Source organism: Pseudomonas sp. 3HC3 (assembly GCF_044904505.1).
Lineage (GTDB): Bacteria > Pseudomonadota > Gammaproteobacteria > Pseudomonadales > Pseudomonadaceae > Aquipseudomonas > Aquipseudomonas putida_Y.
In genome coordinates, this window is the sequence record NZ_JADDRH010000001.1 from 836,794 (window position 1) to 860,792 (window position 23,999).

Consider the following 23,999-nt stretch of genomic DNA (forward strand, 5'->3'; position numbering starts at 1 on the left):
TTCTTTGGCACAATCAAATCTCCATTAGATGCCCAGGAACCAGCATGCCTCGCGTACTGACCATCGAAGACGACGCCGTCACCGGCCAGGAAATCGTCGCCGAACTTACCAGCCACGGCCTGGAAGTGGATTGGGCCGACAATGGCCGTGAAGGCCTGGCCAAGGCCATTGCCGGCGGCTACGACCTGATCACCCTGGACCGTATGCTGCCCGAGGTCGACGGCCTGACCATCGTCACTACCCTGCGCAACCTCAAGATCGCTACGCCGATCCTGATGATCAGCGCCCTCTCCGACGTCGATGAGCGTGTGCGCGGCCTGCGTGCCGGCGGAGACGACTATTTGACCAAGCCGTTCGCCTCCGACGAAATGGCCGCGCGAGTCGAGGTATTGCTGCGCCGCAACAGCGTGCCCATGACCCAGACCCGCTTGCAGGTTGCCGACCTGCAGCTGGACCTGATCAGCCACGAGGCGCGCCGCGGTGACAATACCCTCAACCTGCTGCCCACCGAGTACAAGCTGCTGGAGTACCTGATGCGCCACAGTGGCCAGGTGATCACACGGATGATGATTTTCGAGGAAGTCTGGGGCTATCACTTCGACCCGGGCACCAATCTGATCGACGTGCACATCGGCCGCCTGCGCAAGAAGATCGACTCCCCCGGCCAGTCGCCGCTGATCCGTACGGTACGGGGCTCCGGCTATGCCATTGCTGAACCCGTCTAAGGGCTGGAGCTCCTCTACCAGCCGCCTGCTGGCACTCTACAGCTTTCTGTTCGTGGCCTGGAGCAGCATCCTCATGGGGGTGCTGTATTTCGAAGTGTCCAGCTACCTGAGCAAACTCACCCGTCACTCCATGCTGCAGCGCCAGCACCTGTTCGCACACATGAGCGGCAAGCAACTGGACGATGCCCTGATTGCCAGCCAGGCCTTCGAGGAGCGCAGCTTTGACGCCTACGGCCTGTTCGACCCCCAGCTCAACCCGATTGGCGGCAGCGTGCGGACCTTGCCCCCAGAGCTCAGGCTGGACGGCAAGATCCATGAGTTGAAACGCTGCCTGGATGCCGACGATCCTCGCATGCCTCGCGACAGCTGCGACGCAGTGGCAATCAAGGTACAGGATGGCCGGTGGCTGGTGCTGGTGCGTGACAACGGCTCGCTGTTCGTGGTCACCCGAATCATCCTGCACGCCCTGCTCTGGGGCATCTCGCTGACCCTGATCCCGGGTTTTGCCGGTTGGTACCTGCTAAGGCGCAGGCCGCTCAAGCGTATACGTGCGATACAGGCCCAGGCCGAACTGATCGTCGCCGGCGACCTGACCCACCGCCTGCCTCTGTCGGCCCGCCGTGACGAGCTGGACATGCTTGCGGCGATCGTCAATGCCATGCTCGACCGTATCGAACGACTGATGCACGAGGTCAAGGGTGTGTGCGACAACATTGCCCATGACCTGCGCACACCGCTGACCCGCCTGCGCGCCCAGCTGTACCGTATTCGCCAGCAAAGCGCCGTGGATTCTGCGCAAGCCGAAGCACTGGACCAGGCCATCGGCGAAACCGACACCTTGATGGCGCGTTTTCGTGGGTTGTTGCGCATCAGCGAGCTGGAAGACCGCCAGCGCCGCGCCGGCTTCGTCCAGCTTGACCCGCATGAACTGCTGGTAGAACTGCACGATTTTTACCTGCCGTTGGCCGAGGATGGCGGCATTCACCTGCAATTGCACCAACCCGCGCAGCTACCGGCACTGCACGGCGACCGCGAACTGCTGTTCGAGGCCTTGGCGAATCTGGTGGGCAACGCGATCAAGTTCACGCCCGAGGGGGGTCGTGTGCGCATTACCGCCACGCAGGATGACAACGGCGTGCACATGGCGATCGAGGATAGCGGGCCTGGAATTCCCGAAGCAGAGCGAACGGCTGTACTGAAACGGTTCTATCGCAGCGATGAAGGCCACCGCCATGCCGGCTTCGGGCTGGGGCTGTCGATCGTGGCTGCGATCGTCGACCTGCACGGGTTCGGGCTGGAGATTGGCGAAAGCGAATTGGGTGGGGCCAGGCTGGTATTGCACTGCCCGCTTGCGGGTCTAGGCAAATAAAAGCTGGGGCCGCTTTGCGGCCCTTCGCGGGCACGCCCGCTCCCACAGGAATAGCGCACACCTGAAATGTCGCACCAACCTGTGGGAGCGGGCGTGCCCGCGAAGGGCTGCATCGCAGCCCCAGTTACTTCAGTCAGCCAGACGCCAGGTAGTCGTGCCCTTGCTGTCTTCCAGCACCACCCCCATGGCAGTCAGCTGGTCGCGAATGCGGTCCGACTCAGCCCAGTTCTTGTCCGCACGTGCCTGCAGGCGCGCCTGGATCAAGCCCTCGACTTCAGCCGCATCGACCTTGCCTTCGGCACCGGCACGCAGGAAGTCATCGGCCTCCAGCTGCAGCACACCCAGCACATCCCCCAGCTCACGCAGTCGACCGGCCAGGCCGGCAGCCGCTTCCGGGTCGCTGTCACGCAGGCGGTTGATCTCGCGCACCAGGTCGAACAGAACGGCACAGGCTTCGGGGGTGCCGAAGTCGTCGTTCATCGCCACGCTGAAACGCTCGACAAAGGCTTCGCCACCCTTGGCCGCCACCCGTGGCAGGCCGCGCAGGGCGTGATAGAAGCGCTCCAGTGCGCCCTTGGCGTCACGCAGGCTGTCTTCCGAGTAGTTGATCGCGCTGCGGTAGTGGCTGGCCACCAGCAGGTAGCGCACCACCTCCGGGTGGTACTTCTCGAGCACGTCGCGGATGGTGAAGAAGTTGTTCAACGACTTGGACATCTTCTCGCCGTTGATACGGATCATGCCGCAATGCATCCAGGCGTTGGCGTACTGCTTGCCAGTGGCCGCCTCGCTCTGGGCAATCTCGTTCTCGTGGTGCGGGAACTCCAGGTCGCTGCCGCCGCCGTGAATGTCGAAGCTCTCGCCCAGGCAGCAGGTGGACATCACCGAGCACTCGATGTGCCAGCCCGGGCGACCCGGGCCCCATGGCGATTCCCAGCTCGGCTCGCCCGGCTTGACGCCCTTCCACAGGACGAAGTCGAGCGGGTCCTGCTTGGCTTCGTCGACCTCGATGCGTGCACCGATACGCAGGTCTTCGATCTTCTTGCGCGACAGCTTGCCGTAACCGACGAACTTGCCGACGCGGTAGTACACGTCGCCATTGCCTGGCGCGTAGGCGTACCCCTTGTCGATCAGGGTCTGGATCATCGCGTGCATGCCGGCGATATGGTCGGTGGCACGCGGTTCCTGGTCTGGCGGCAGGATGTTCAGGCGGCGTTCGTCTTCGTGCATCGCGTCGATCATGCGAGCAGTCAGGGCGTCGAAACTTTCGCCGTTCTCGTTGGCCCGGTTGATGATCTTGTCATCGATGTCGGTGATGTTGCGCACATAGGTGAGCTCATAGCCACTCTTGCGCAGCCAGCGGGTGACCAGGTCGAACGCCACCATGCTGCGGCCATGGCCCAGATGGCAGTAGTCGTACACGGTCATGCCGCACACATACATGCGCACCTTGTTGCCATCCAGCGGCTTGAAGGTTTCTTTCGCTTTGCTCAGGGTGTTGTAGATGGTAAGCACGGCGGTTCCTCAGCTGCCCCAGGAGTCACGCAGGGTGACAGTGCGGTTGAACACCGGGCGGCCCGGCTGGCTGTCTTTCAGGTCGGCGCAGAAGTAGCCTTCGCGCTCGAACTGGAAGCGGTCCTCGGGCTGCGCCTGGGCCAGCGACGGCTCGGCACGGCAACCGCTGAGCACTTGCAGCGAAGCAGGGTTGATGTTGTCCAGGAAGCTGCCGCCCTCCTCAGTCTTTTCCGGGTTCGGCGAGCGGAACAGGCGGTCGTACAGGCGCACTTCGCACTCGACGCTGCCCTCGGCCGGCACCCAGTGGATCACGCCCTTGACCTTGCGGCCTTCAGGGTTCTTGCCCAGGGTGTCCGGGTCGTACGAGCAACGCAGTTCGACGATATTGCCGTCGGCGTCCTTGATGGCTTCGTCAGCACGAATCACGTAGCTGCCGCGCAGGCGCACTTCACCGGCCGGTTCCAGGCGCTTGTAGCCCTTGGGCGGTTCTTCCATGAAGTCGTCGCGGTCGATGTACAGCTCGCGGGAGAACGGCAGCACACGCACGCCCATGTCTTCCTTCGGGTGACGTGGCAGCTCAAGCTGCTCGACCTGGCCTTCCGGGTAGTTGGTGATGACCACTTTCAGCGGGCGCAGCACGCACATGGCGCGTGGCGCGGTGCGGTCCAGATCGTCACGGATGCTGAACTCGAGCATCGACATGTCGACCACACCGTCGGAACGGTTGGTGCCAATCATTTCGCAGAAGTTGCGGATCGAAGCCGGCGTGTAGCCACGGCGACGGAAGCCGGACAAGGTCGACATGCGTGGGTCGTCCCAGGCGTCGACGTGCTTCTCGTCCACAAGCTGCTTGAGCTTGCGCTTGGAGGTGATGGTGTAGTTCAGGTTCAGGCGGCTGAACTCATACTGGCGCGGGTGTGCCGGCACCGGCAGGTTGTCGAGGAACCAGTCGTACAGCGGACGATGCCCTTCGAACTCCAGGGTGCAGATCGAGTGGGTAATGCCCTCGATGGCGTCCGACTGGCCGTGGGTGAAGTCGTAGTTGGGGTAGATGCACCACTTGTCGCCGGTCTGGTGGTGGTGGGCATGGCGAATGCGGTACAGGATAGGGTCGCGCAGGTTCATGTTTGGCGAGGCCATGTCGATCTTGGCCCGCAGCACGCGTTCGCCGTCCTTGAACTCGCCGGCCTTCATGCGGGCGAACAGGTCGAGGTTTTCTTCCACGCTGCGCTCGCGGAACGGGCTGTTCTTGCCCGGTTCCTTGAGGTTGCCGCGGTATTCCTTGGCTTGCTCAGGGGTGAGGTCGCAGACATAGGCCTTGCCACGCTTGATCAACTCGACCGCCCAGTCGTGCAACTGGTCGAAGTAGTCGGAGGCATAGCGCACGTCGCCACCCCACTCGAAGCCCAGCCATTTGACATCGCTCTGGATGGCGTCGATGTACTCCTGGTCTTCCTTGGCCGGGTTGGTATCGTCGAAACGCAGGTGGCAGACGCCGCCGAACTCCTTGGCCAGGCCGAAGTTGACGCAGATCGACTTGGCGTGGCCGATGTGCAGGTAACCATTGGGCTCCGGCGGGAAACGGGTGACGATGCTGCTGTGCTTGCCCGAGTCCAGGTCGGCCTGGATGATCGGCCGCAGGAAGTTCGCAGGGACAGCGGGGGCGCCTTTGGCAGCGGCGTTGGGCGCGTTGTCGGCAGTGGGCTTGCTCATAGGATCCTTGAATGCGTGTGTCCAGCCTGGGTAGGCCGATTGAATCAAAGGGCCTATCATAGCCGAAGCAGTCAAGCTGCTGACAGCCGCGCCCGGACAAACTGATGTGATTTATCACGGCTTTTTGCCGCAGCCTGGCAAAATGGCCAGTGCGCGCCATGTGTCGCGATCGCCTGATCCTGCGTCTGGTGATAACCCGCGCCCTGCGCACCCTAATTTCTGATTGCCTTGAAAGAGCGAGTTTCAGCATGTCCAAAGTCAAACTGACCACCAACCACGGCGACATCGTCCTGCAACTGGACGCCGAGAAAGCGCCACTGACTACCGAAAACTTCGTTCAGTATGTCAAGGACGGCCACTACAATGGCACCGTATTCCACCGTGTGATCAAAGGCTTCATGATCCAGGGCGGCGGCTTCGAGGCCGGCATGAGCCAGAAGAAAACCCGCGCCAGCATCCAGAACGAAGCCGACAACGGCCTGAAGAACAAGAAGTACAGCATCGCCATGGCCCGTACCATGGAACCGCACTCTGCCTCGGCGCAGTTCTTCATCAACGCCTCCGACAACGACTTCCTCAACCACAGCGGCAAGAACGTGCAAGGCTGGGGCTACGCCGTATTTGGCGAAGTGATCGAAGGCCGTGAAGTGGTCGACGCCATCGAAAAGGTCGCCACCGGTTCCAAAGCTGGCCACCAGGACGTACCGGCAGACGACGTGATCATCGAGAAAGCCGAGATCATTGAGTGATTCTGCTGATCTCTGATCTGCACCTGCAAGAAGAACGCCCGGATATTTCCCGGGCGTTTCTTGATCTGCTCGATGGCCGCGCCCGCCACGCCAAGGCCCTGTACATCCTTGGTGACTTCTTCGAAGCGTGGATTGGCGACGATGCCATGACGCCCTTCCAGCAATGGATCTGCCAGGCCATGCGCCGGCTGAGCGACAGTGGCACGGCCATCTACCTGATGCATGGCAACCGTGACTTCCTGATTGGCCAGGCCTTTTGCGAAGCTGCGGGCTGCACGCTGTTGAACGACCCCAGCGTGATCGAGCTGGGCGGTGAACAGGTGCTGCTGATGCATGGCGACACCCTGTGCACCCGCGACCTGGGCTACATGAAGATGCGCCGCCTGCTGCGCAATCCGCTGAGCCTGTGGATCCTGCGCCACCTGCCGCTGTCGGCCCGCTACAAGCTGGCACGCAAGCTGCGCAGCGAAAGCCGCACGCAAACGCGGATGAAGTCCACCGAAATCGTCGACGTCACCCCAGAAGAAGTACCCAAGGTGATGGCGGCGCATGGCGTACGCACCCTGGTGCATGGCCATACCCATCGGCCGGCGATTCACAAGCTGGTGGTCGACGGCCAACCGGCACGGCGTATCGTGCTGGGCGACTGGGATCGCCGCGGTTGGGCCTTGCAGGTTGACGAGCAGGGCTTTCAGCTGGCGCCGTTCGAGTTTTCCTGACATTACAGGGCCTCGCGGGCAAGCCCGCAGGCCCCTGTAGGAGCGGGTTTACCCGCGAATGGGCCGGCGCAGGCTGACGCCTCAGGGCTGGCTGACTACCGCCCCCTTGTCCCGCTCACTGATCACCACTTCCCGGTACTCAGGGTCTGCCTTGATCTGCGCCTCGGTAAACGGGATCAGCGCCAGCTGCTTGGCCGCAAAGGCCTTGGTCTGGTCACTGGCATGCGCGGAAGCCCTCTCACTCGACTGGGAAAACGCCAGCAGGCCACGGGCTTCTGGCCCCTTGTCGGTGAAGCTGACCAGTTGCAGGTAGCTGGTGCCACTCACCACCAGCCGCTTGCCCTGCCCGTGCGGCACGCTGTAGATCGCGTTGTACACCCCTAGCGCCTGCGGACCGCCCGGCACTGGCGTGCCATCAAGGGCCTGTTGCACCTGCCCCCAACGCGCCTCCCCGGCAACACCACTTTCACTGACCTGCTTGAGCGACGCCAGTGCTGCCTGATGTACCCGCCTGCTCACCGCCGCCTGCTCGACAGCCAGGCCGCGCGGGGTGTGCTGCGGGTCGGCCGGGTTGAATGCCACTCGCCAGCTTTCCGGGTACTCGGCCAGCACACTGAACAGGTTCTGGAAGTGCACCAGGCCCAAACCACTGTCGAGGTCGGCCTTGCCGTTCCAGGCGGCCAGGCTGCTGCACACGGCCTGCACATCTGCGCCGGCGCCCTTGCACCATTGCAGCAGGTCTGGCAACACCAGGCTGGCCAGGTACACCTCGTCATCGGTGACCATGCGCTGAAGTTCATCTGCACCTAACCGGGCTTTGCCCTGCAGGCGCTGCAAGGCAAAACGGCCACGCATGCCCAGTGGCTGGTCATTGCGGCTGACCAGTGGCGAGTAGCCGGTCAGCGGCTGCGCCGGGTTGGCCATCCAGGCCGGGTCGTTGGAGTTCTGCACGAAGTCGTCTCGCTCCAGGCTTGGCAGCAGCCGCGCCGGGAAGATACCCGGTTGCGCCGCCTGCGCGTCAACTTTCCACTGGCATGCACTGCGCGAGCCATCCAGCACCACCAGTTGCCCTTGCGCCTGCCGATTGCTGCAAGCATCCAGCAAGTGCTGGTCGACATAGGGCACTACCGACTGGTTCAGGTACAAGGCCCGCCCCCCTTCGTCCACCGCCAGCGTGTTGACCCAAGGGATACCCTGCAACTGCTCGACCGATCCCTTCAATGCCGCCAGGCTGTCGGCACGGTTGATCTGGTACCACTGCTGCAACACCCGTGTGTTCTCAAGATTGGCGTCTCGCACGCTGTAGGCCGCCTGCGCATCCCAGTCCAGGCGACCTGGCCATTGCACCACCGGGCCGAACTGCGAACTGTAGACCTGCCGCTCAATCTGGCTCAGGCGGCCATCCGCGCCCTTGACCGCAACACGGAGGGTTTGCCGGGCCATTGGCAGCGACTTGCCATCGAGCATATAGCGGGTCGGGTCTTTGGGGTCGAGTTGCAGGCGGTAGAGCGTGAAGTGCTTGGAGGTGTCGACGGTGTGCGTCCACGCCAGGTGCTGGTTGAAACCGATGTTGACCACCGGAAGGCCCGGTAGCGCCGCGCCCATCACATCAAGCTGGCCGGGAATGGTCAGTTGCATCTGGTAGAAGCGCATGCCGCCCATCCACGGGAAGTGCGGGTTGGCCAGCAACAGGCCGCGGCCATTGGCTGAGCGCTGCGCGCCTACTGCAACAGCATTGCTGCCACGCTCCGCGGCGAACCGCGCCTGCCGGGCCAAAGCGGCGGCAAAGCCCGCTGACGATTGCTGACGGGCCAGCGTTGGCGGTTGCGCTCCCGCCAACGCCTCGACGAACTGCCCGACACCGCCCTCGGCCAGTAAACGGCGGGTCAGTTTGACCAGATCCTGGCTGCTGATGGGCCGCACCCACTCACCATCGCCACACTCGGCGGGCAGCCCTTGACGACGGCGCTCGACCAACGCCCGGTTGTAGCCGCTGGCATAACCCGCCAGCAATGCCTGCACCGGCACGGGTTGCGCCTGCAGGAAGGCATCGACCGCCGCCGGGCTATTGAGCCAGGTGAAGAACAGGTCGCTGGCCAGGTTGTCACGCTGCTCCAGGGTCTTGCCCTTGGCGCCGAAATAGCGTGAGCGCTCACCGCTCACGGTCAGCACTTCATTGGCGAGCAGGCACAGGTTGTCCTGGGCGTAGGCATAGCCGACGCCATAGCCCAGGCCACGCTCATCCTTGGCCACGATATGCGGTACGCCGTAACGGGTATAGCGGATCTGGGCACTGGCATCCGCTATCGCGGGCTGCGCCTGCACACCGACGCTGAAGGCCACCAGGGTAGCGGCCAGGCCGGCGCAAGTCATGGGACGGCAAAGTGGAAACACGGGCACTCCTCGGGTTCGGGGGTCATCCCGATCAGACGAATGGCCAGATGAATATTTTACGTATTACAAGGCGATGGAACGTCTTGATGAGAAACAGGCATTTTTTTCACGAATGGGTTGCAGTTTTTGCGTTCTCATTCGTCCTAGTAAGTGAGCCACCCACATTTCGGGTTCGTCCACGAAAAGGAGCATTCGCATGTACAACCCGCAAACCTCGATCCAGGCCGGGCGAGTCCCAGGCAAAGCGTCCAAGGGACAGGACGTATTTGCTGAGGAACGAACCGGCAACGAACAGATCCGCGAACTGTTGCGCACCTTCGGCCTGCGCACCAGCCTGATCCGCCTCAAGGTTATCGATGCCTTGCACGCCGCCGACCGCAATGGCCGCAGTATTGGCGTGCGTGGGGTGCACGCACAACTGGAACAACTGGGTATCCCGCTGTCGTTCCTCAGTGTGCGCGAAGTGCTCAAGCGCCTGTGCACCGAAGGCGTCATACAACTGGGTAGCGACAAATGTTACAGGCTCAACCCCCTGGCGCGCGCCGTGCTGGAGCAAACACCGTCGCGCTGAGCGCATGGCCGGCCATGCCTGGCCGGCCCGCGCAGATCAGGGCTTGACCTTGCGCCGCAGAATGCCGTTGATCACCACGACCACCACGGCAATGGCGATGGCCAGCATCTGGAAGGTCTGCTCACTGATCGTGCCCTGCTTCTGCAGGTGGGACAGGCCCAGCATAAGGCCCAGTACCACCAGGATGATCAGAAGTGAATATTTGAGGCGCTGCACGTGTGTCATCGAATGTTCCTTGCAACATCAGGGGCAAATGGCTCGCAACGAGCCGCGGCAATGATACAACGGTCACCGCCCCCGGCGCTGGATTTCCTGCTGGGTGGGGTGACGTCAGCCTGAAAGCATGGGGCTCCCTAGCACCCACGCCGGAGCCACCATGTACAAACCCCTGTTGTTCGCATCGCTGTTACTGACCCCGCTCTCCCTTCATGCACTGGACACCCAGCAGACGCCGGCCGAACACCTGCTCGAACTGGGCCGCGAGTTGGCCACCCATGCCGGTGCCAGCCAATGGCAACAACTGTGGCAACGCGTACGCCAGGCCGGCTACCTGCAGACCGATGCTGCACCGGTACGTTTCAGCGTGCCCACAGCCCGCTTACCCGACCTGGCCCGACTGACACTGGCACAGGCCGACCAGGCACAGCCACTGCGTCAGACCCAGGTACTGTACCGCCGCCACTTTGCCGACCAGGTCATCGGCCAGCGCAACGGCCAGCCGTTGCACGCGCTGTGCCTGCTGGTCGATTGGCGCACGTTGCCGCCGGGCATGCGCGCCACCCCTCAAGCCTATCTGGGTAGCGCCAGCTTGCTGAGCAGCTACCCGTGCGATTGAGGGGTGCCGCACCCACTCCGCATCATTGCGAGTGACCCGACAGGAAACCAGGCGGCACAGACAGATGTCGACGCCATTTCCTACAGAGCCAGATATCGCTGCCTGCAAATCCTGTTCACCGAAACTACAACCCCCAACCCCTATGCCGCCTAGCGACGCGCCTCGGCTGTCGCACAGAATTTGCTCACACCTTCGACATAACGCCGCGGGTGATCGGGTCGCACATCCCATCTACCCCGAAGGAGCGCCATATGCAAATGCCAGATTTGAGCCAGATCGATATCAGCCAACTGCCCCACTCGCTGCAGGCCCTGATCGACTGTATCGGCATCGAAAACGCCTACCAACTGACCTGCGCCTACGGCGGCAGGCCCAAGTACATCCCCAAGCACCGCGAGCGCACCAAGCTCGCTGACGTGCTGCCGGCCGAAGCGCTCGACGCACTGATCAAGCGCTTTGCCGGGGTCGCCCTGGAGATCCCCAAGGCTGACCACTTTCTGCGTCAGCTGCGCAACCAGCAGATCCAGAAGGAGAGTGCCAACGGTTTGTCCCGCAGCCTGCTGGCCAACAAGTACGGCCTGAGCCTGCGGCAGATCGGCAACATCCGGCGCCAGGAGCTTTGCACGCGCTGACGCCCAAACACAATGCTGCTATTTGCAGCTGCCTTACCCCACTAGAGTGAGCTTCTCGATATGTCGTTAGATAACAGCCTTATAGGCTCCGTCATCAATGCCCTGCCGATGGACCGCATGATTGCCGGTCCCTTGCAGGCCATGGTCCAGGCGCAGGTGACCGCGAGTAAATCGTACGCCGACTTCCTGATGCAGGTATGCGTCCAGGATGGCAAGGCAGTCGCCATCCAGTTCGACTACGACGAAACCATCGTTGACGAACAGGGCGAATACAAAGGCGTGGTCAGCAAGACCATGAAAGTGCCGCTGATGGCGGCCATTACCCACCCGAACATTTCCATCGAAGAGGGTAATGTAGAGTTCGAGCTGGTTATCAACCAGATGTCGGAAGATGTTTCCAGCAAGGACATGAATGCAGAAGCTAGCGGCTCACTGGGATGGGGACCGTTCAGGCTGAACGTGAAAGGCAGCGTGAGCCACAAATCCACGCAAACCCGCAAAACAGATACCCGCGCCCGCTATGCCTTCAACACGACCCTGAAGCGTCAGGAACCGCCCGAAGCGATGATGAGGGTAATCGAGTTCCTCACTGACGCCGCGACCAAGCCAACCGTTGTCCGAACCGCCGAACTGGAATGCCCGGACGAAATCTCCCAGGCGGATACCTTGAAACGGCCTGCGCCTGCAAACCTGCCGACCCCGTAAACCGCTGGCGCTTGACCCGATTGCCCCTCCTGCCGGTTTTTGGGAGGGGCACACCCTGGCCTGAGGAGTCGAATCTTTGCAAAAGCCCCCCGCCCCCATGACCTCCATTGACCTGCGTGAAATTACCCGTGGCCTGCAAGAAGCCGCCAGTGCCACCAACAGCCTGATTGCCCAGCAGTACATCAACCTGTTCGACCAGTTTTTCGAGTGCAACACCGAGGCACTGGGCGCCCCCATGAAAGCGAAGATGGTCGAGGTGGCCATGGATGGGCAGCACATCATGCGCGTCCCCTTGTTTGCGCTGGTGTCACCGAAAGGCCTGGCCCTGGAGCGGATGCAGGTCGACCTGTCGGTAAGGGTCAAGGGCACCGAGGCGCAGCAGGCACTGCTGACCGCAAGCGAGAGCAAGGCCGCGAGCTTCAAGGTCACCATTGGTGGCCAAGGCCGTCAGGGCGAAAACCGAGACCCGGACGAAGTGCAGATCCGCATGCAGTTTCAGGCAAGCGAACCGCCAGAGGCCCTGAACCGGTTGATCGAGGAATACACCAAGCTGATCGTCCCGGTACGTGCCAGCACTCCACCGCCCTCAACCGACACCAACGAGTTCATCGAGGCGGCCACCGTTCGTTGATGGCCGCCACGCTGCGGGCCTACTAGAAGTCGCGTTTGTAGAAGATGTCCAGTGAGCTTGCCAGCCCACTGGCGGCCTCGAGGTAGACCTTTTTGCTCAGCTTGTAACGCAACGCGATCGTGTTGGCCGGTTCGAACACCCCCACCCCGTAACGAAGGCTCAGCTTCTCGGTGATGTTACCGCTGGCGACCACGCTGGTGCTGTTGCCAGAACCTTCGGTATCCAGCTGAAAATCGTCGATCCCCAGATTCGAAGCCAGGCTGCCGGTGATGCCGGCGCTCCCGGCAAGGCCCAGGCCCAGCGCCGCCTCGGCGAGCATGTTGTTATCTTCGCCGGTATTGCCCAATGGCCGCCCCAATACCAGGTACGAAAGCGCCTGCTCCTGGCTCATGGCCGGCTCCGAGAACACGTTGGTCGTCGGCTGTTCGGCGCTGCCGCTCAGGCGGATGCCGGCTATCACATCGTCAACCTTGCGGATCGCTTCGATGTCCAGGTATGGCTGGTCGATCGGGCCGGCGAACAGCAGACGCGCCCGGCGTATGGTGAGGCGCTGACCGTAGGCGCGGTAGCGGCCGTCTGCCAGGCTCAGTTCGCCACGGGTATCAAGGTTATCGCCGATGTGCACATGGCCAAGCAGGTTGGCGGTTAGCCCAAAGCCGCTGAACGACAGCTTGTCGCGGCCGACTTCGACATCGATGTCCATGGCCATTGCCATGGGTGGCTTGCCTTCCTCGGTCTGGTGACCGACGATTACCGTGTCATCCGACACCTTGACCGTGGACGGCGGCAGCTCACGTACAGTGATCTTGCCCTTGGGCACTTGCACCTTGCCGGTCACCGCCAGCTGGTCATCGACCAGGCGCAAGGTCAGGTCCGGGGCAACTTCCAATGTGGCGTAGGGCTCTACCGCGACCGGCAGTTGCTGGCCCTGCAGACGCACGTCCATGCCCAGTGCCTGCCCCCAGGTGAGGTTGCCGCTCAACTGGCCACGTCCCGCCTCGCCACTGCGCCAATTGCCGTTGAGCTGCACCTGCTCGCCGGCAATCAGCGCCTGCAATGACAGGTCCTGAAGGCTGGCCGGCAGCTCGGCACCACTGACTTCGCCACCGCTGAGCATCAGGTTGCCGTTGACCTGTGGTGCCAGCAAGGTGCCTGAAAGCCGACCACTGCCATTGAGCTGCCCGGCCAGGCGTTCGACCATGGGCACGAATGGGCGGGCCACCGACAGGTCCAGCCCGGCCAGGCGGAAATCACCCGACAACGGTTTGTTCTTGCCCAGCGGATCGAGCCGGGCGTTGACGTTCAGCTCACCCAGGCGCTCACCGCGAAACGCCAGGCGCGTATCGATGCGCCGCGGTGCCAGCGTGCTGTCCAGGCGCAGGGCCTGATAAGGGAAATCGATCCAGCGGCCTTTGTCGCGCACGCGCAGGGTGCCGCCACTGGCATCGACAACGACAGTGCCCTTGGGGCCGCTGGCCGGGATGTCCAGGTTGATATCGGCATTGAGCAGGCCTTGCCAGGCAAAGTCCTTCGGCAGCCACTGGGCCAGGCTGCCCAGCGGGAACTGCTTGAGGTGGTAGCGCAGGCGCGGTTCGGGGGCGAGCCGCTGATCATCGCCACACAGGCTTGCCTGGCCGGAGCGCCAGCAGTGGGCCCCGAAGTCGAGCTGGCCGCTGGCCAGCCGCTGCAGGCGTGCAGGCGCCTGCAACTGCCAGTCCTGGCCGCCGGCCTGGATTCGGCCAGTGGCCAGGCGCCCGCGCCAGTCACCTTTGTTCAACTGGCCATCCAGGCCAAGGTCGAGCTTAAGCTGCGGGCCGTCCAGCGCCAGGGTCAATGCCTGTTGGCGAATGTCGCCTTTGCCGTTGGCCTGCAGCGTGCCCAAGACTGTGTCACCCAGGTGGATACCGGTTGCCTTGAGCTCGACTACACCGCGTTGGGCGTTGTCCAGGCGAGCATTCAGGTCCAACTGCTGCAGACGGTTTTCGGCCTGGGCCAAGCGCTGGCCCTGCAGGCTCAGCGTACCTTGCGGGGCCTGCAAGGTGCCGGCGACATCCAGCCGGCCCTTGACCCGGCCTTGCAACCTTGGCCACAGCTGGCCCAGGCGCGGCAGGTCAAGGTCGACTCGCCCAGCCAGGCGCTGTTGCAGGCTGCCACTGCCGTTGATGCGGTTGTCACCCAGCTGGATGGCCAGTGCGCCCAGGGTCCAGTTTTGCCCTGCCCCCTGGGCCTCGGCCTTGAGCATGGCTGGCTGGCCACGCAGACGGCCTTTGAGGTCTAGCTGGGCATCGAGGGTAAGTGCATCGCCTTTCAGTTCGCCTTTGCTGCGCAGTGGCCCCGCCAAGGTACCGGGCAGTTCGGCCAGCCAATAGGCCGGGTCGAGCGCAGACAGCTGCAGGTCGACCTCCCAGGCCAGGGTGTCGGCAAAACGTAAGGCGACACTCCCGGCTGCCTTGCCCTGGCCGGCGGTCAGCGCCAACTGTGGCAGTTTCACCTGGGTGAGGTCACCTTCGAACGGGCTGGTTATGCTGAATGCTCCCGCCGGGCCATCCAGGTCACCCATGAAGGTGCCCTGGTAATTGCCATCGCGATAATGCACTTGGGTATTGAAGCGCTTGAGCGTGACCTCGGGGGGTGTTTCCAGTGGGTACAGGCGCAACCACGGGAAGTCCTGCCAGTCCAGCTGCGCATCGGCGCTCAGGCCTTGCTGCCAGTCAGCCGTGGCTTGCAGCTTGACCCGTTGGCTGTCGCCGGCGGTCAGGTCGAGGGCATCGAGCCTGGCCCCTTTACTGTTGACCAGTCCGGACAGGACCAAGGCGATGGGTGACTGCTCGGCCGGCAGGCTGGCCCTGCCAGACAGTTGATAGCCATCGAGCAGATCGCCCTTGGCATCGAGCTCGAGCGCGTTCAATTGCAGGGTGTCAGGCAACGCACCAGCCGGTTTGAACGCCTCGGAGCGGATGCTCAAGGTCGCCGGCAGGTGCTCGGCCAATGCCTGCAACTGCCCACTCAATGTGGCATCAAGGTAACCACTGCTGGTGCCGGCGAGTTCCAACGTCTTCTGCAATTGGCCATTGGCCGTCAGCGCCAGTTGCCAGGGTTTTTCGTCTACCGCAGGCAACTGCAACTGCGCCTGCAATTGCACCGGCCAGTCGCCTTCGGGTTGCAGGTCACCCTGCAGGCTCAATTGCAGGTCGTCGCGCAGCAGCCGCAGGCTGTCGATGCGTATCCCGCTGTGGGTCCAGTGCGCAGCCAGTTGCAAGTCGCCAAGCAGGTCACTGCCATCCAGGCGCAACTGCCCGACCTTGACCTCTCCTAGTTCGATGGCCAGCGGCAAGCGCAGGGTCGGCAATTCCAGCGGGGCGCTCTCGGCCGGTTCGGTGCTTGGCGCAAAGGCCATGTCAATGCGGTCTGCCTGCAACCGGTCAATGCACAAGGTAGCGCGCAGCAAACAAGCCGGCGACCAGGCCAGCAACGGCGCTTGTAACTCTACCTTGCTGCCGGCGTCGGCCCAGCTCAGCCGGCTGGCCTGCCAACTGCCCGCCAGGCGCCCCTGGAAGTCGGCCACTTCAAGCCCAGGCACCTTGCCCAGTGCCCAGCGGCTGCCGGCCTGGGTACCCAGTAGCAAGCCGAGCACCAGGCCCACGCTCGCGACGACCCCAAGCAGGCCCAGTGAAATATATTTGATCACGCGTTTCACAGCTCGGGCCCCATGGAAAAGTGCAGGCGAATGCCCCCTTCGTCATCCAGCGCCTTGGCCAGGTCCAGGCGCAGCGGCCCGACCGGCGATACCCAGCGTACACCAAAGCCGACGCCGGTCTTGAGGCTGGGCAGTTCCAGGTCGTTGAACGAGTTACCTTGGTCGACGAACGTCGCGACGCGCCATTTTTCGGTCAGCGAGTACTGGTACTCGACACTGCCTGCCACCAGGTAGCGCCCGCCAATACGGTCACCGTCGCTGTTCTTCGGCGACAGGGTCTGGTAGTCGTAACCGCGCACACTCTGGTCGCCGCCCGCAAAGAAACGCAGCGACGGCGGAATGTTGTTCTTGAAGCCATTGGTCGCACTGCCGCCAAACTGTACGCGCCCAAGAAAGCGGTGGTTGTGGCCGAGCGTGGTCAGGCCTTTGAGCAATACGTTGCCGTGTAGCAGGTTGGTGTCGGAAACCAGCCCTTCCTTGGCGACCTGAACATCGAACTGCAGGCGATAGCCGTTGTGCGGGTCGATGCGGTTGTCACTGCGCAGGAAGGAATAGCTGGCGCCCGGCATCAACAGGTTGCTCAAACCGGAGTCGTCACCCAGGCGATATTCTTCGCGTTGGTACTTGAGCGAAATCACCCGCTGCCAGCCGCTGGGCAGCTTGCTGTGCCACTCAGGGCCGACCGTCAACAGCTTGCTGAGCGTGTCGGTGCCGGCAAGCTCCTCGTTCTGGTAGCCACCGGCAAAGCGCAGCTTGTCGGTCAGCGGCGGGTCGAGCGGAATGTCGTACCACAGGCCGACGTTCTGGCGCGGTGCCGACAGTTCGGTTTCCCAGCCATAGCTGTGGCCTTGCGGGTTGACCCAGTGGCGGGTCCAGTTGGCCTTGCCGCGTGGCCCGACGTCGGTCGAGAAGCCCAGGCCAAGGCCCATGGTGCGTGGTTTACGGGTTTGCAGGTGAACATCCACCGGGATGTCTTCGCCCACAGCAGCAGTGGGCGCCGCATCCACGCGCACGCCTTCGAAATAGCCGCTCGATTGCAGGTCGTTGTTCAGTTCTGCGATCAGTTCCGAGTCGTAAGGGGTGCCCGGCTGGAACGAAACCATGCGCTGCAGCAGGTCCTCGTCCAGCGGCGTGTCGCCACCGAAGGTGACGGCGCCCAGGCGATAACGCGGGCCACTCTGGTAGACCAGGTCGATATCGGCCACACCGGCTTGCGGGTCGACGGCCAGGCGCTGGCTACTGAAGCGCCCACTGAAGAAGCCATAGCGCGACGCCTGGTTCTGGATCAACCGCTTGGCATCCTCGTAATGGCCGTGATTGAGCTGTTCACCCGCCCGCAGCGCCTTGCTGTCAGGCACGCGGAAGGCCTTCATCTCGCTGGCTGGGCCCTCGATGCGCACAGTCACGTTGCGCAGGCGAATCGGTTCGCCCGGGTTGATGCTGATGATCAGTTGTGGGGGATGGTCTGCGTCGCTGGCGGGCTTGACCTCGGTATCGATCTGCGCCTGATAGTAGCCGAGTGCCTGCGCCGCTTTGCGCGCCTGCTCCTCTGCCCCGCGACTGAAGCGCAAAAGTGCTTCTTCGTCGCGGTCACCCAAGGTACCTATATAGCCTTCGACATTGGCCTTGAGCGCCTTGTTGGCCGGCTTCACCTTTACCAACAACTCGCTCTGGCCCCATGCTGCGAAACTGGCGACCCAGAAAACCAGGCCCCAGGTCAATCTTCCTGAATACGTCATGCGGCGCATGCTACCAGAGCCAGGCGCTCAAGGGAGCCGCCTGGCGGCCTGTTCAGGCAAAAGCGGGTTTGGAAGAGACTGGATTAGGATGAAAGAACACCCTCTCTCGGATCGGTCCTACAGCTACCTCACCAATCTCCTCATAACCCTGGCGCTGGTAAAAAGCCAGGTAGTGCTCGTTACCGGTGTCCAACACCACCCCTTGGGTACCCGGGTCTTCCGCGCACCAGTCGTGCACAGCTTGTAACAATTGCTCGCCGTAGTGCTTGCCCTGAAATTGCGGATGCACGCCCAGCAACGGCAGCACATGCACCTGGTCAGTGGGCAGGCAGGCGGCCAACGCGGCCTGGTAGTCCATGTAGCGCCGCGTACAGCGCAGGCCGGTCCCCAGCATCATGCGCAGACGCCAGGCCCAGCTGTCGGCCACGCCCAGCCGGCGCTGCGGCGGCACGATCAGGGCCAGGGCAATCAGGCGGTCCTCGACCAGCAGGCCGATGGCGGGCAGTTGCAGGTAGAAGTGCTGGCGCACCCATTCGCGCACCATCACCCGCAGGCGCCGCTCATACCCCGGGCGCTGGGCTTCGAAGATATAGGCGAGGTGGGCTCGTGGCGGTAGGCGTTGTACAACAGCGAACGCGCCTCGCGGCTGTAACCATCATCGAGCAGGCAGACACGGGCCGGGGCGGCTGTGGTTTCGGGCATTACGGGCAGACCTCCTGGAATGGGCATACTGTGCCTTGGAGGTGCCCCTGCGCGCTTCGTTCACCCCCAACAGCACGTTAGCAGCAGGCTCGCCTGGCCGCCATGCTGGTGATGAAGGTCGATGTCGGCTAGCATCGCGCCTTTTACCGGGATCATCTTTCCATGAAGATCGTCTGTTTCAACATCAACGGCCTGCGGGCCCGCCCGCATCAGCTGGCGGCGCTGATCGAAAAGCACCAGCCGGACGTGATCGGCCTGCAGGAAACCAAGGTCAGCGACGATCAGTTCCCGCTGGCCGACGTGCAGGCACTGGGTTATCACGTGCACTATCACGGCCAGAAAGGCCATTACGGCGTGGCCCTGCTGTCGCGCCAGGCACCGCTGAGCCTGCACAAGGGCTTTGCCACTGACGAAGAAGACGCCCAGCGCCGCTTCATCTGGGGTACCTTCGCCGATGCCGACGGCAGCCCGATCACCATCATGAACGGCTATTTTCCCCAGGGCGAAAGCCGCGACCACCCCACCAAGTTCCCGGCCAAGCAGCGCTTCTACAGCGACCTGCAGGCACTGCTGGAAAGCCAGTTCCGCAACGACCATCCAGTGCTGGTGATGGGCGACATGAACATCTCGCCGCAAGACTGTGATATCGGCATCGGCCCGGACAATGCCAAACGCTGGCTGAAGACCGGCAAGTGCAGCTTCCTGCCGGAAGAGCGTGAGTGGATGGAACGTTTGAAAGGCTGGGGGTTGGTAGACAGCTTCCGCCACCTGTACCCGGAGGTGACAGACCGTTTCAGCTGGTTCGACTACCGAAGCCGCGGCTTCGAGGACGAGCCCAAGCGCGGCCTGCGCATCGACCTGATCATGGCCTCGCAATCGCTGGTGCCGCGCATCAAGGCAGCGGGGGTGGACTATGAACTGCGCGGGATGGAAAAGCCGTCGGACCATGCGCCGATCTGGCTGGAACTGAGCTGATTCTGGTGGTGGGCCCACGTTGCACACCTTGGGCCCACACTTACAACCCCAGCCTCAACGCCTCCCCCACCCCCGCCCCACGCACATCGTCCGCTGCGCTGACCAAGGCAAAGTTATAAGCCCCATGCGACCAGTACCGCGCCTCCAGCTGGCCATCGACCCGTTGCCCGTCCGGCATGCGCCGATAAAGGTCGCCCGGCGAGCGCAGGAACAGGCTGATGCGCTGGCCCTTGCCATCCTCGAACACCAGCAGCGCCGCCGGCCCTTGCTCGTTGCTGAGCAAGCGCGCGCCCACTGGCTTGAAGCCGTAGCCTGCCAGGTCGGGTAACTGGCCCACCCGGCTGAAATGGCGCCCCAGCCAGTCGCGCAACTGCCCAGGATCACTGGCCTGGATATCCAGTGCTTCACTGCCGGCGAACAAACGGTGCGCCTGAACAGCATCAGCCATCGGCAGGTCGGCTCGTGCAAGGGTTGCATCGCGCACTTGCCAGCCGCCCAAGCCACCCACACCCAACGCCAGCATCACCACCGCCGCCGCAGCCCAGCGTCGCTGCCGACGCTGGCGCAATTGCCGACGCAACTGGCCAAGGTCCAACTGCGCCGCACCGGGCAGTTCGCCCAATCCGGCCAGCGCTGCACGCAGCCGCCGGGCATCGGCGCGCCAGCCTTCCACCCGTGCCGCAGCTTGCGGGTTGGCCGCCAGCCAGGCCTGCACCTCGGCCCGGCGCACAGGTTCCAGGCGCTCATCGACGTAAGCGTGCAATTCATCATCGCTGGGGATCAGGCGCGTCATTTCAGTCTCCGCAAGGCCGGGGGCTGGGGGTTGCCCTCGGTCAGTTCGCGCAAGGCATTGCGCGCGCGCGAAAGGCGCGACATCACAGTGCCGATGGGGATGCCCAAAGCCTGGGCGGCCTCCTTGTAACTCAAGCCTTCGATGCTGACCAGCAGCAACAAGGCACGCTGCTCCGCCGACAGCCGGGCAAAGGCCTGCAGATCAGCCTGGGCCAGGACGATGGCTTCGATGTTGTCACCCGCCGGCTCTTCGTCGCGCTCGTTGCGGCCGAACCAGGACAGCCAGCGCGCATGCAAGCGTTCGCGGCGCTTACCGTCGAGGAATTGTCGATAAAGGATGGTGAACAGCCAGGCACGCAGGGCATCGGCGTCGCGCTGCTGGTCGCGGCGGCTCAGGGCCCGCTCGACCGTCGCCTGCACCAGGTCGTCGGCGCTGCCCGGCTCGCGGGTCAGCCACACGGCAAAGCGGCGCAGGCGGGCCAGCAGCTCGCGCCACTGGTGGTCGTCCAAATCGTGCATGGTCAGGTACCGGCCTCTGGGGTTGTCAGTGTAAAGGGCAGACGCCTGTGAACAAATTCTATTCCCGATGAGGGAATAACTTTTTCCCTGCCCCGTCGTACTGGCACCTTCACTGAACCGGACAATGACCATGAACACACCCTTGCACGGCCCGGCCAAAGCCTTGCGCCTGGCCGCCATTGGCGGCGTGATGCTGGCCGCAGGTGCCGGCTTTGCCTATGCCGCCGGCTGGCTCGGCGAACCCCGGCTGACGCCACAGCGCATCATCGACACCTTCGAAGCCCAGGCCGGGCATTACCCGGGCTACCGCAAGAACCACGCCAAGGGCTTGTGCGTGAGCGGCTACTTCCAGGCCAGCGGGCAGGCCGCCAATCTGTCCACGGCGCGCGCCTTCAGCCAGCAAAGGGTACCGGTGGTGGGCCGTTTTGCCATCGGCGGTGCCAACCCGTTCGCCCCGGATACCGCTATACCCGTACGCAGCCTGGCGATTCAGCTAAGCACCGACGACGGTCAGGTCTGGCGGACGGGCATGAACAACCCACCGGTGCTGGCAGTCAGCACGCCGCAAGCGTTCTACCAGCAAGTACTGGCGAGCACACCAGACCCGGCTACCGGCAAACCGGACCCTGGCAAGCTGCAGGCGTTCTTTGCCGCCCACCCGGAAAGCGCGGCGTTTCGCCAATGGGCGGCGGGCTACAAACCCAGCGACAGCTTCGCCAACACGCAATACCACAGTATCAATGCCTTCCGCCTGATCGACGCAGCTGGCGCGGCCCACCCGGTGCGTTGGCAGCTTGAGCCACAAACTGCATTTGCGGCATTGCCCACCCAGGTTGATGACAAGCAATTCCTGCAACACGACTTGCAGCAACGCCTTGCCCAAGGCCCGTTGCGCTGGAAGCTGCGTCTGGTGCTGGCCGAACCGGGCGACGCCGTGGACGACCCTGCCCGGCCGTGGCCCACCGAGCGGCGCAGCGTGGACGCCGGCACCCTGGTGCTGGAACAGGTAGATGCCCCCGAGCAAGGGGCCTGCCGCGACCTCAACTTCGACCCGCTGATCCTGCCGCGCGGTATAGAGGCATCGGCCGACCCGATCCTCGCCGCCCGCTCGGCCGCCTATTCGGAATCGTTCAACCGCCGTAGCCGCGAATCGCTCAGCACCGGAGCCAAGCCATGAAACCTGAAGCCTTCCACCCTTTCGCCCGTCTGCTGCATTGGCTGATGGCCGTGCTCATACTGGCCATGTTGTTCATCGGTGTGAGCATGGTCGCCGACCTGTCGCTACGCCACCCGGTGCTGATCAGCCTGCACAAGGCCACCGGCCTGGCCCTGCTGGTGCTGGTGGTGCTGCGCATCGCTGTGCGCCTGACCGTACCCCACCCGCCCCTGCCGAACGACCTGCCAAAACTGCAGCGGTGGGCCGCCGGGGCCTCGCATCTGCTGCTCTATGGCCTGATGCTGGCCATGCCGCTGCTGGGCTGGGCCATGCTGTCGGCCGGCGATTACCCGCGCCCGCTCGGCTTGCCCGCCATTGCCCCCCACAACCTTCAACTGTATGCCGTGTTGCGCCAGGCCCACGGCTGGGCGGGCTACCTGCTTTTCGCCACGGTGCTGGTGCATGTGGGTGCAGCCTTGATGCACGCGTGGGTGCGCCGCGACGGTGTGTTGCGTAGCATGTGGCCTGGCCCCTTGCGCCGCAGCGAATGAACGGCAGCGGCCCAGGGGTTCGACAATCGATAATGATTCTTAATAATATCGGTTTGTTTACCACTCTGCCTTGGACTGCCCATGAACGTCGCAAAGGATCCTGCAACCCTGCTGCCTGCCAGCACCCTGAACTTGCGCCCGCTGCTGCTGGCCAACATGGCCTGCACCATGTCGATGATGGCCTTCGTCGCCCTGATCGGCCCAATAGCCCGCCAGCTTGGCATGGCCACCTGGCAAGCCGGCGCCGCCATAACCGTGGCCGGCGTGGTCTGGGTGCTGCTGGCCCGGCCTTGGGGCCGCGCGGCAGACCGCCTGGGCCGTCGACGCATCCTGCTACTGGGCTGCGCCGGCTTTACCCTGGCGTACTGGCTGCTGTGCCTGTTTGTCGAAGGTGCACTGCGCTGGCTGCCGGGGGCAACCTTGGCGTTCGTCGGCCTGATGATCGCGCGCGGTTGCATCGGCGCCTTCTATGCCGCCATCCCGGTAGGCTGCAATGCGCTGATCGCCGACCATGTCGAGCCGCAGCGCCGGGCGCGGGCCATGGCTTCACTGGGGGCGGCCAACGCCGTCGGCCTGGTGGTCGGGCCAGCACTGGCCGCACTGCTGGCGCGGCACAGCCTGAGCCTGCCGTTCCATATCATGTCGCTACTGCCGGCAACTGCCTTTCTGGTGCTGTTCTTTACCCTCAAACCACAGGCGCTGCCGCACAGCCACGCCCCCAGCCCGGTGCGGCTGAACGACCCGCGCCTGCGCCGGCCGCTGCTGGTGGCATTCAGCGCCATGCTCAGTGTGACCGTGTCGCAGATCATCGTCGGCTTCTTTGCCCTTGACCGCTTGCATCTGGGCCCTGCCGAAGCGGCCCAGGCGGCAGGCATCGCCCTGACCACCGTGGGTGTGGCACTGATGCTGGCACAGGTGATCCTGCGCCAACTGGAGTGGCCACCGCTGAAGATGATCCGGGTGGGGGCCACGGTATCGGCACTGGGCTTTGCCTGCGGCTCGCTGGCCACCACGGCCCCCTGGCTGTGGGCTTGCTATTTTGTTGCGGCAGCGGGCATGGGCTTCGTGTTCCCGGCGTTTTCGGCACTGGCAGCCAATGCCATGCAGGCCTCCGAGCAAGGCGCCACAGCCGGTTCCATTGGCGCCGCCCAAGGCATGGGCGCGGTGATCGGGCCGCTCGCCGGTACCTTGGTGTATGCCCTTGATCCACGCTTGCCATTCTTGGCCGTGGCCGTGCTGTTGCTGCTGGTCGGGCTGTGGCCAATGCCGCGTGAGCAGCGGGTTTGAGAAGCACAGCGCGCAAGGGCGCAGAG

At 63.6% G+C, this 23,999-nt stretch carries 21 protein-coding genes and 1 pseudogene; 13 read left to right on the forward strand and 9 right to left on the reverse strand.

Features of this window, described 5'->3' with window-relative positions; genetic code table 11:
• Positions 1–44 precede the first annotated feature (44 nt).
• Together INQ47_RS04085 and INQ47_RS04090 are read left to right on the forward strand one after the other, a co-directional pair.
• Positions 45–725, forward strand: a complete 681-nt coding sequence (locus INQ47_RS04085; protein ID WP_003248078.1) for a response regulator transcription factor — start codon at positions 45–47, stop codon at positions 723–725.
• Entirely contained in the window at positions 703–2,094 is a 1,392-nt protein-coding gene (locus INQ47_RS04090) for a sensor histidine kinase (protein WP_404701162.1), read from the forward strand. Before INQ47_RS04085 ends, INQ47_RS04090 begins: the two co-directional genes overlap by 23 nt.
• Positions 2,095–2,223: 129 nt before the next feature.
• Here INQ47_RS04090 and cysS read toward each other — a convergent pair whose 3' ends face one another.
• Positions 2,224–3,606 carry a cysteine--tRNA ligase gene (gene cysS / locus INQ47_RS04095; protein ID WP_103444506.1) on the reverse strand — a complete coding sequence of 461 codons (1,383 nt, stop codon included), beginning with the start codon at positions 3,604–3,606 and terminating at the stop codon, positions 2,224–2,226.
• A gap of 9 nt (positions 3,607–3,615) precedes the next feature.
• Positions 3,616–5,319: a glutamine--tRNA ligase/YqeY domain fusion protein gene (locus INQ47_RS04100; RefSeq protein ID WP_010953806.1), complete on the reverse strand. Its 1,704-nt coding sequence runs from the start codon at positions 5,317–5,319 to the stop codon at positions 3,616–3,618.
• Positions 5,320–5,567: 248 nt separating this feature from the next.
• Between INQ47_RS04100 and INQ47_RS04105 the strand changes: the two genes are divergently transcribed.
• Both INQ47_RS04105 and INQ47_RS04110 read left to right on the forward strand, forming a co-directional pair.
• Positions 5,568–6,068, forward strand: coding sequence for a peptidylprolyl isomerase (locus tag INQ47_RS04105; RefSeq protein WP_252459728.1), 501 nt, complete (start codon positions 5,568–5,570; stop codon positions 6,066–6,068).
• A complete protein-coding gene (locus INQ47_RS04110) occupies positions 6,065–6,787 on the forward strand; it encodes a UDP-2,3-diacylglucosamine diphosphatase (protein ID WP_404701163.1) in 723 nt (240 codons plus the stop codon). Before INQ47_RS04105 ends, INQ47_RS04110 begins: the two co-directional genes overlap by 4 nt.
• Positions 6,788–6,868: 81 nt before the next feature.
• Here the strand turns inward: INQ47_RS04110 and INQ47_RS04115 are convergent, their stop codons facing one another.
• Positions 6,869–9,181 carry an acylase gene (locus tag INQ47_RS04115; protein ID WP_404701164.1) on the reverse strand — a complete coding sequence of 771 codons (2,313 nt, stop codon included), beginning with the start codon at positions 9,179–9,181 and terminating at the stop codon, positions 6,869–6,871.
• A 196-nt stretch (positions 9,182–9,377) separates the two neighbouring features.
• On the opposite strand from INQ47_RS04115, the gene INQ47_RS04120 reads away from it, so the two are divergent.
• Positions 9,378–9,752: a fe2+ zn2+ uptake regulation protein gene (locus INQ47_RS04120; RefSeq protein WP_404701165.1), complete on the forward strand. Its 375-nt coding sequence runs from the start codon at positions 9,378–9,380 to the stop codon at positions 9,750–9,752.
• A gap of 36 nt (positions 9,753–9,788) precedes the next feature.
• Here the strand turns inward: INQ47_RS04120 and INQ47_RS04125 are convergent, their stop codons facing one another.
• Positions 9,789–9,977 (reverse strand): hypothetical protein, encoded by a 189-nt coding sequence (locus INQ47_RS04125; RefSeq protein ID WP_003248064.1) that lies wholly within the window; start codon positions 9,975–9,977, stop codon positions 9,789–9,791.
• 151 nt (positions 9,978–10,128) lie between these two features.
• Between INQ47_RS04125 and INQ47_RS04130 the strand changes: the two genes are divergently transcribed.
• The 4 genes from INQ47_RS04130 to INQ47_RS04145 all read left to right on the forward strand — a co-directional run bounded on the left by INQ47_RS04130 (position 10,129) and on the right by INQ47_RS04145 (position 12,555).
• The gene (locus INQ47_RS04130; RefSeq protein WP_404701166.1) at positions 10,129–10,587 is read left to right on the forward strand and encodes a hypothetical protein; all 459 of its coding nucleotides are present in this window, start codon (positions 10,129–10,131) and stop codon (positions 10,585–10,587) included.
• 251 nt (positions 10,588–10,838) lie between these two features.
• Positions 10,839–11,219, forward strand: a complete 381-nt coding sequence (locus INQ47_RS04135; RefSeq protein ID WP_003248057.1) for a Mor transcription activator family protein — start codon at positions 10,839–10,841, stop codon at positions 11,217–11,219.
• A gap of 60 nt (positions 11,220–11,279) precedes the next feature.
• Positions 11,280–11,924: a DUF2589 domain-containing protein gene (locus INQ47_RS04140; protein WP_252459724.1), complete on the forward strand. Its 645-nt coding sequence runs from the start codon at positions 11,280–11,282 to the stop codon at positions 11,922–11,924.
• Between the two features lie 76 nt (positions 11,925–12,000).
• Positions 12,001–12,555: a DUF2589 domain-containing protein gene (locus INQ47_RS04145; RefSeq protein WP_404701167.1), complete on the forward strand. Its 555-nt coding sequence runs from the start codon at positions 12,001–12,003 to the stop codon at positions 12,553–12,555.
• Positions 12,556–12,577: 22 nt separating this feature from the next.
• Here the strand turns inward: INQ47_RS04145 and INQ47_RS04150 are convergent, their stop codons facing one another.
• The 3 genes and pseudogenes from INQ47_RS04150 to INQ47_RS04160 all read right to left on the reverse strand — a co-directional run bounded on the left by INQ47_RS04150 (position 12,578) and on the right by INQ47_RS04160 (position 18,693).
• Positions 12,578–16,252, reverse strand: coding sequence for a translocation/assembly module TamB domain-containing protein (locus INQ47_RS04150; protein WP_404701168.1), 3,675 nt, complete (start codon positions 16,250–16,252; stop codon positions 12,578–12,580).
• Positions 16,249–17,991: an autotransporter assembly complex family protein gene (locus tag INQ47_RS04155; protein ID WP_404701231.1), complete on the reverse strand. Its 1,743-nt coding sequence runs from the start codon at positions 17,989–17,991 to the stop codon at positions 16,249–16,251. Before INQ47_RS04155 ends, INQ47_RS04150 begins: the two co-directional genes overlap by 4 nt.
• A gap of 52 nt (positions 17,992–18,043) precedes the next feature.
• Positions 18,044–18,693, reverse strand: a pseudogene (locus INQ47_RS04160) (GNAT family N-acetyltransferase).
• Positions 18,694–18,855: 162 nt separating this feature from the next.
• On the opposite strand from INQ47_RS04160, the gene xthA reads away from it, so the two are divergent.
• Positions 18,856–19,668 carry an exodeoxyribonuclease III gene (gene xthA, locus INQ47_RS04165; RefSeq protein WP_404701169.1) on the forward strand — a complete coding sequence of 271 codons (813 nt, stop codon included), beginning with the start codon at positions 18,856–18,858 and terminating at the stop codon, positions 19,666–19,668.
• Positions 19,669–19,708: 40 nt separating this feature from the next.
• On the opposite strand, the gene INQ47_RS04170 is transcribed toward xthA, so the two are convergent.
• On the reverse strand, positions 19,709–20,461 hold the full coding sequence (locus tag INQ47_RS04170) for an anti-sigma factor family protein (protein WP_404701170.1): 753 nt from the start codon (positions 20,459–20,461) through the stop codon (positions 19,709–19,711).
• A complete protein-coding gene (locus tag INQ47_RS04175) occupies positions 20,458–20,979 on the reverse strand; it encodes a sigma-70 family RNA polymerase sigma factor (protein ID WP_021782377.1) in 522 nt (173 codons plus the stop codon). Before INQ47_RS04175 ends, INQ47_RS04170 begins: the two co-directional genes overlap by 4 nt.
• 124 nt (positions 20,980–21,103) lie before the next feature.
• On the opposite strand from INQ47_RS04175, the gene INQ47_RS04180 reads away from it, so the two are divergent.
• The 3 genes from INQ47_RS04180 (at position 21,104) to INQ47_RS04190 (ending at position 23,973) form a co-directional block, all read left to right on the forward strand.
• Positions 21,104–22,156, forward strand: coding sequence for a catalase family peroxidase (locus tag INQ47_RS04180; RefSeq protein ID WP_103462420.1), 1,053 nt, complete (start codon positions 21,104–21,106; stop codon positions 22,154–22,156).
• Positions 22,153–22,686 carry a cytochrome b gene (locus INQ47_RS04185; RefSeq protein ID WP_404701171.1) on the forward strand — a complete coding sequence of 178 codons (534 nt, stop codon included), beginning with the start codon at positions 22,153–22,155 and terminating at the stop codon, positions 22,684–22,686. Before INQ47_RS04180 ends, INQ47_RS04185 begins: the two co-directional genes overlap by 4 nt.
• Before the next feature lie 81 nt (positions 22,687–22,767).
• Positions 22,768–23,973, forward strand: a complete 1,206-nt coding sequence (locus tag INQ47_RS04190; protein ID WP_404701172.1) for an MFS transporter — start codon at positions 22,768–22,770, stop codon at positions 23,971–23,973.
• Positions 23,974–23,999 lie beyond the last annotated feature (26 nt).

Bases quoted from the DNA above. Each gene is read 5' to 3' on its own strand.
- INQ47_RS04085 (WP_003248078.1), top strand. From the start codon at position 45: ATGCCTCGCGTACTGACCATCGAAGACGACGCCGTCACCGGCCAGGAA.
- INQ47_RS04090 (WP_404701162.1), top strand. From the start codon at position 703: ATGCCATTGCTGAACCCGTCTAAGGGCTGGAGCTCCTCTACCAGCCGC.
- INQ47_RS04100 (WP_010953806.1), bottom strand. From the start codon at position 5,319: ATGAGCAAGCCCACTGCCGACAACGCGCCCAACGCCGCTGCCAAAGGC.
- INQ47_RS04105 (WP_252459728.1), top strand. From the start codon at position 5,568: ATGTCCAAAGTCAAACTGACCACCAACCACGGCGACATCGTCCTGCAA.
- INQ47_RS04120 (WP_404701165.1), top strand. From the start codon at position 9,378: ATGTACAACCCGCAAACCTCGATCCAGGCCGGGCGAGTCCCAGGCAAA.
- INQ47_RS04125 (WP_003248064.1), bottom strand. From the start codon at position 9,977: ATGACACACGTGCAGCGCCTCAAATATTCACTTCTGATCATCCTGGTG.
- INQ47_RS04130 (WP_404701166.1), top strand. From the start codon at position 10,129: ATGTACAAACCCCTGTTGTTCGCATCGCTGTTACTGACCCCGCTCTCC.
- INQ47_RS04135 (WP_003248057.1), top strand. From the start codon at position 10,839: ATGCAAATGCCAGATTTGAGCCAGATCGATATCAGCCAACTGCCCCAC.
- INQ47_RS04140 (WP_252459724.1), top strand. From the start codon at position 11,280: ATGTCGTTAGATAACAGCCTTATAGGCTCCGTCATCAATGCCCTGCCG.
- INQ47_RS04155 (WP_404701231.1), bottom strand. From the start codon at position 17,991: ATGACGTATTCAGGAAGATTGACCTGGGGCCTGGTTTTCTGGGTCGCC.
- xthA (WP_404701169.1), top strand. From the start codon at position 18,856: ATGAAGATCGTCTGTTTCAACATCAACGGCCTGCGGGCCCGCCCGCAT.
- INQ47_RS04170 (WP_404701170.1), bottom strand. From the start codon at position 20,461: ATGACGCGCCTGATCCCCAGCGATGATGAATTGCACGCTTACGTCGAT.
- INQ47_RS04175 (WP_021782377.1), bottom strand. From the start codon at position 20,979: ATGCACGATTTGGACGACCACCAGTGGCGCGAGCTGCTGGCCCGCCTG.
- INQ47_RS04180 (WP_103462420.1), top strand. From the start codon at position 21,104: ATGACCATGAACACACCCTTGCACGGCCCGGCCAAAGCCTTGCGCCTG.
- INQ47_RS04185 (WP_404701171.1), top strand. From the start codon at position 22,153: ATGAAACCTGAAGCCTTCCACCCTTTCGCCCGTCTGCTGCATTGGCTG.
- INQ47_RS04190 (WP_404701172.1), top strand. From the start codon at position 22,768: ATGAACGTCGCAAAGGATCCTGCAACCCTGCTGCCTGCCAGCACCCTG.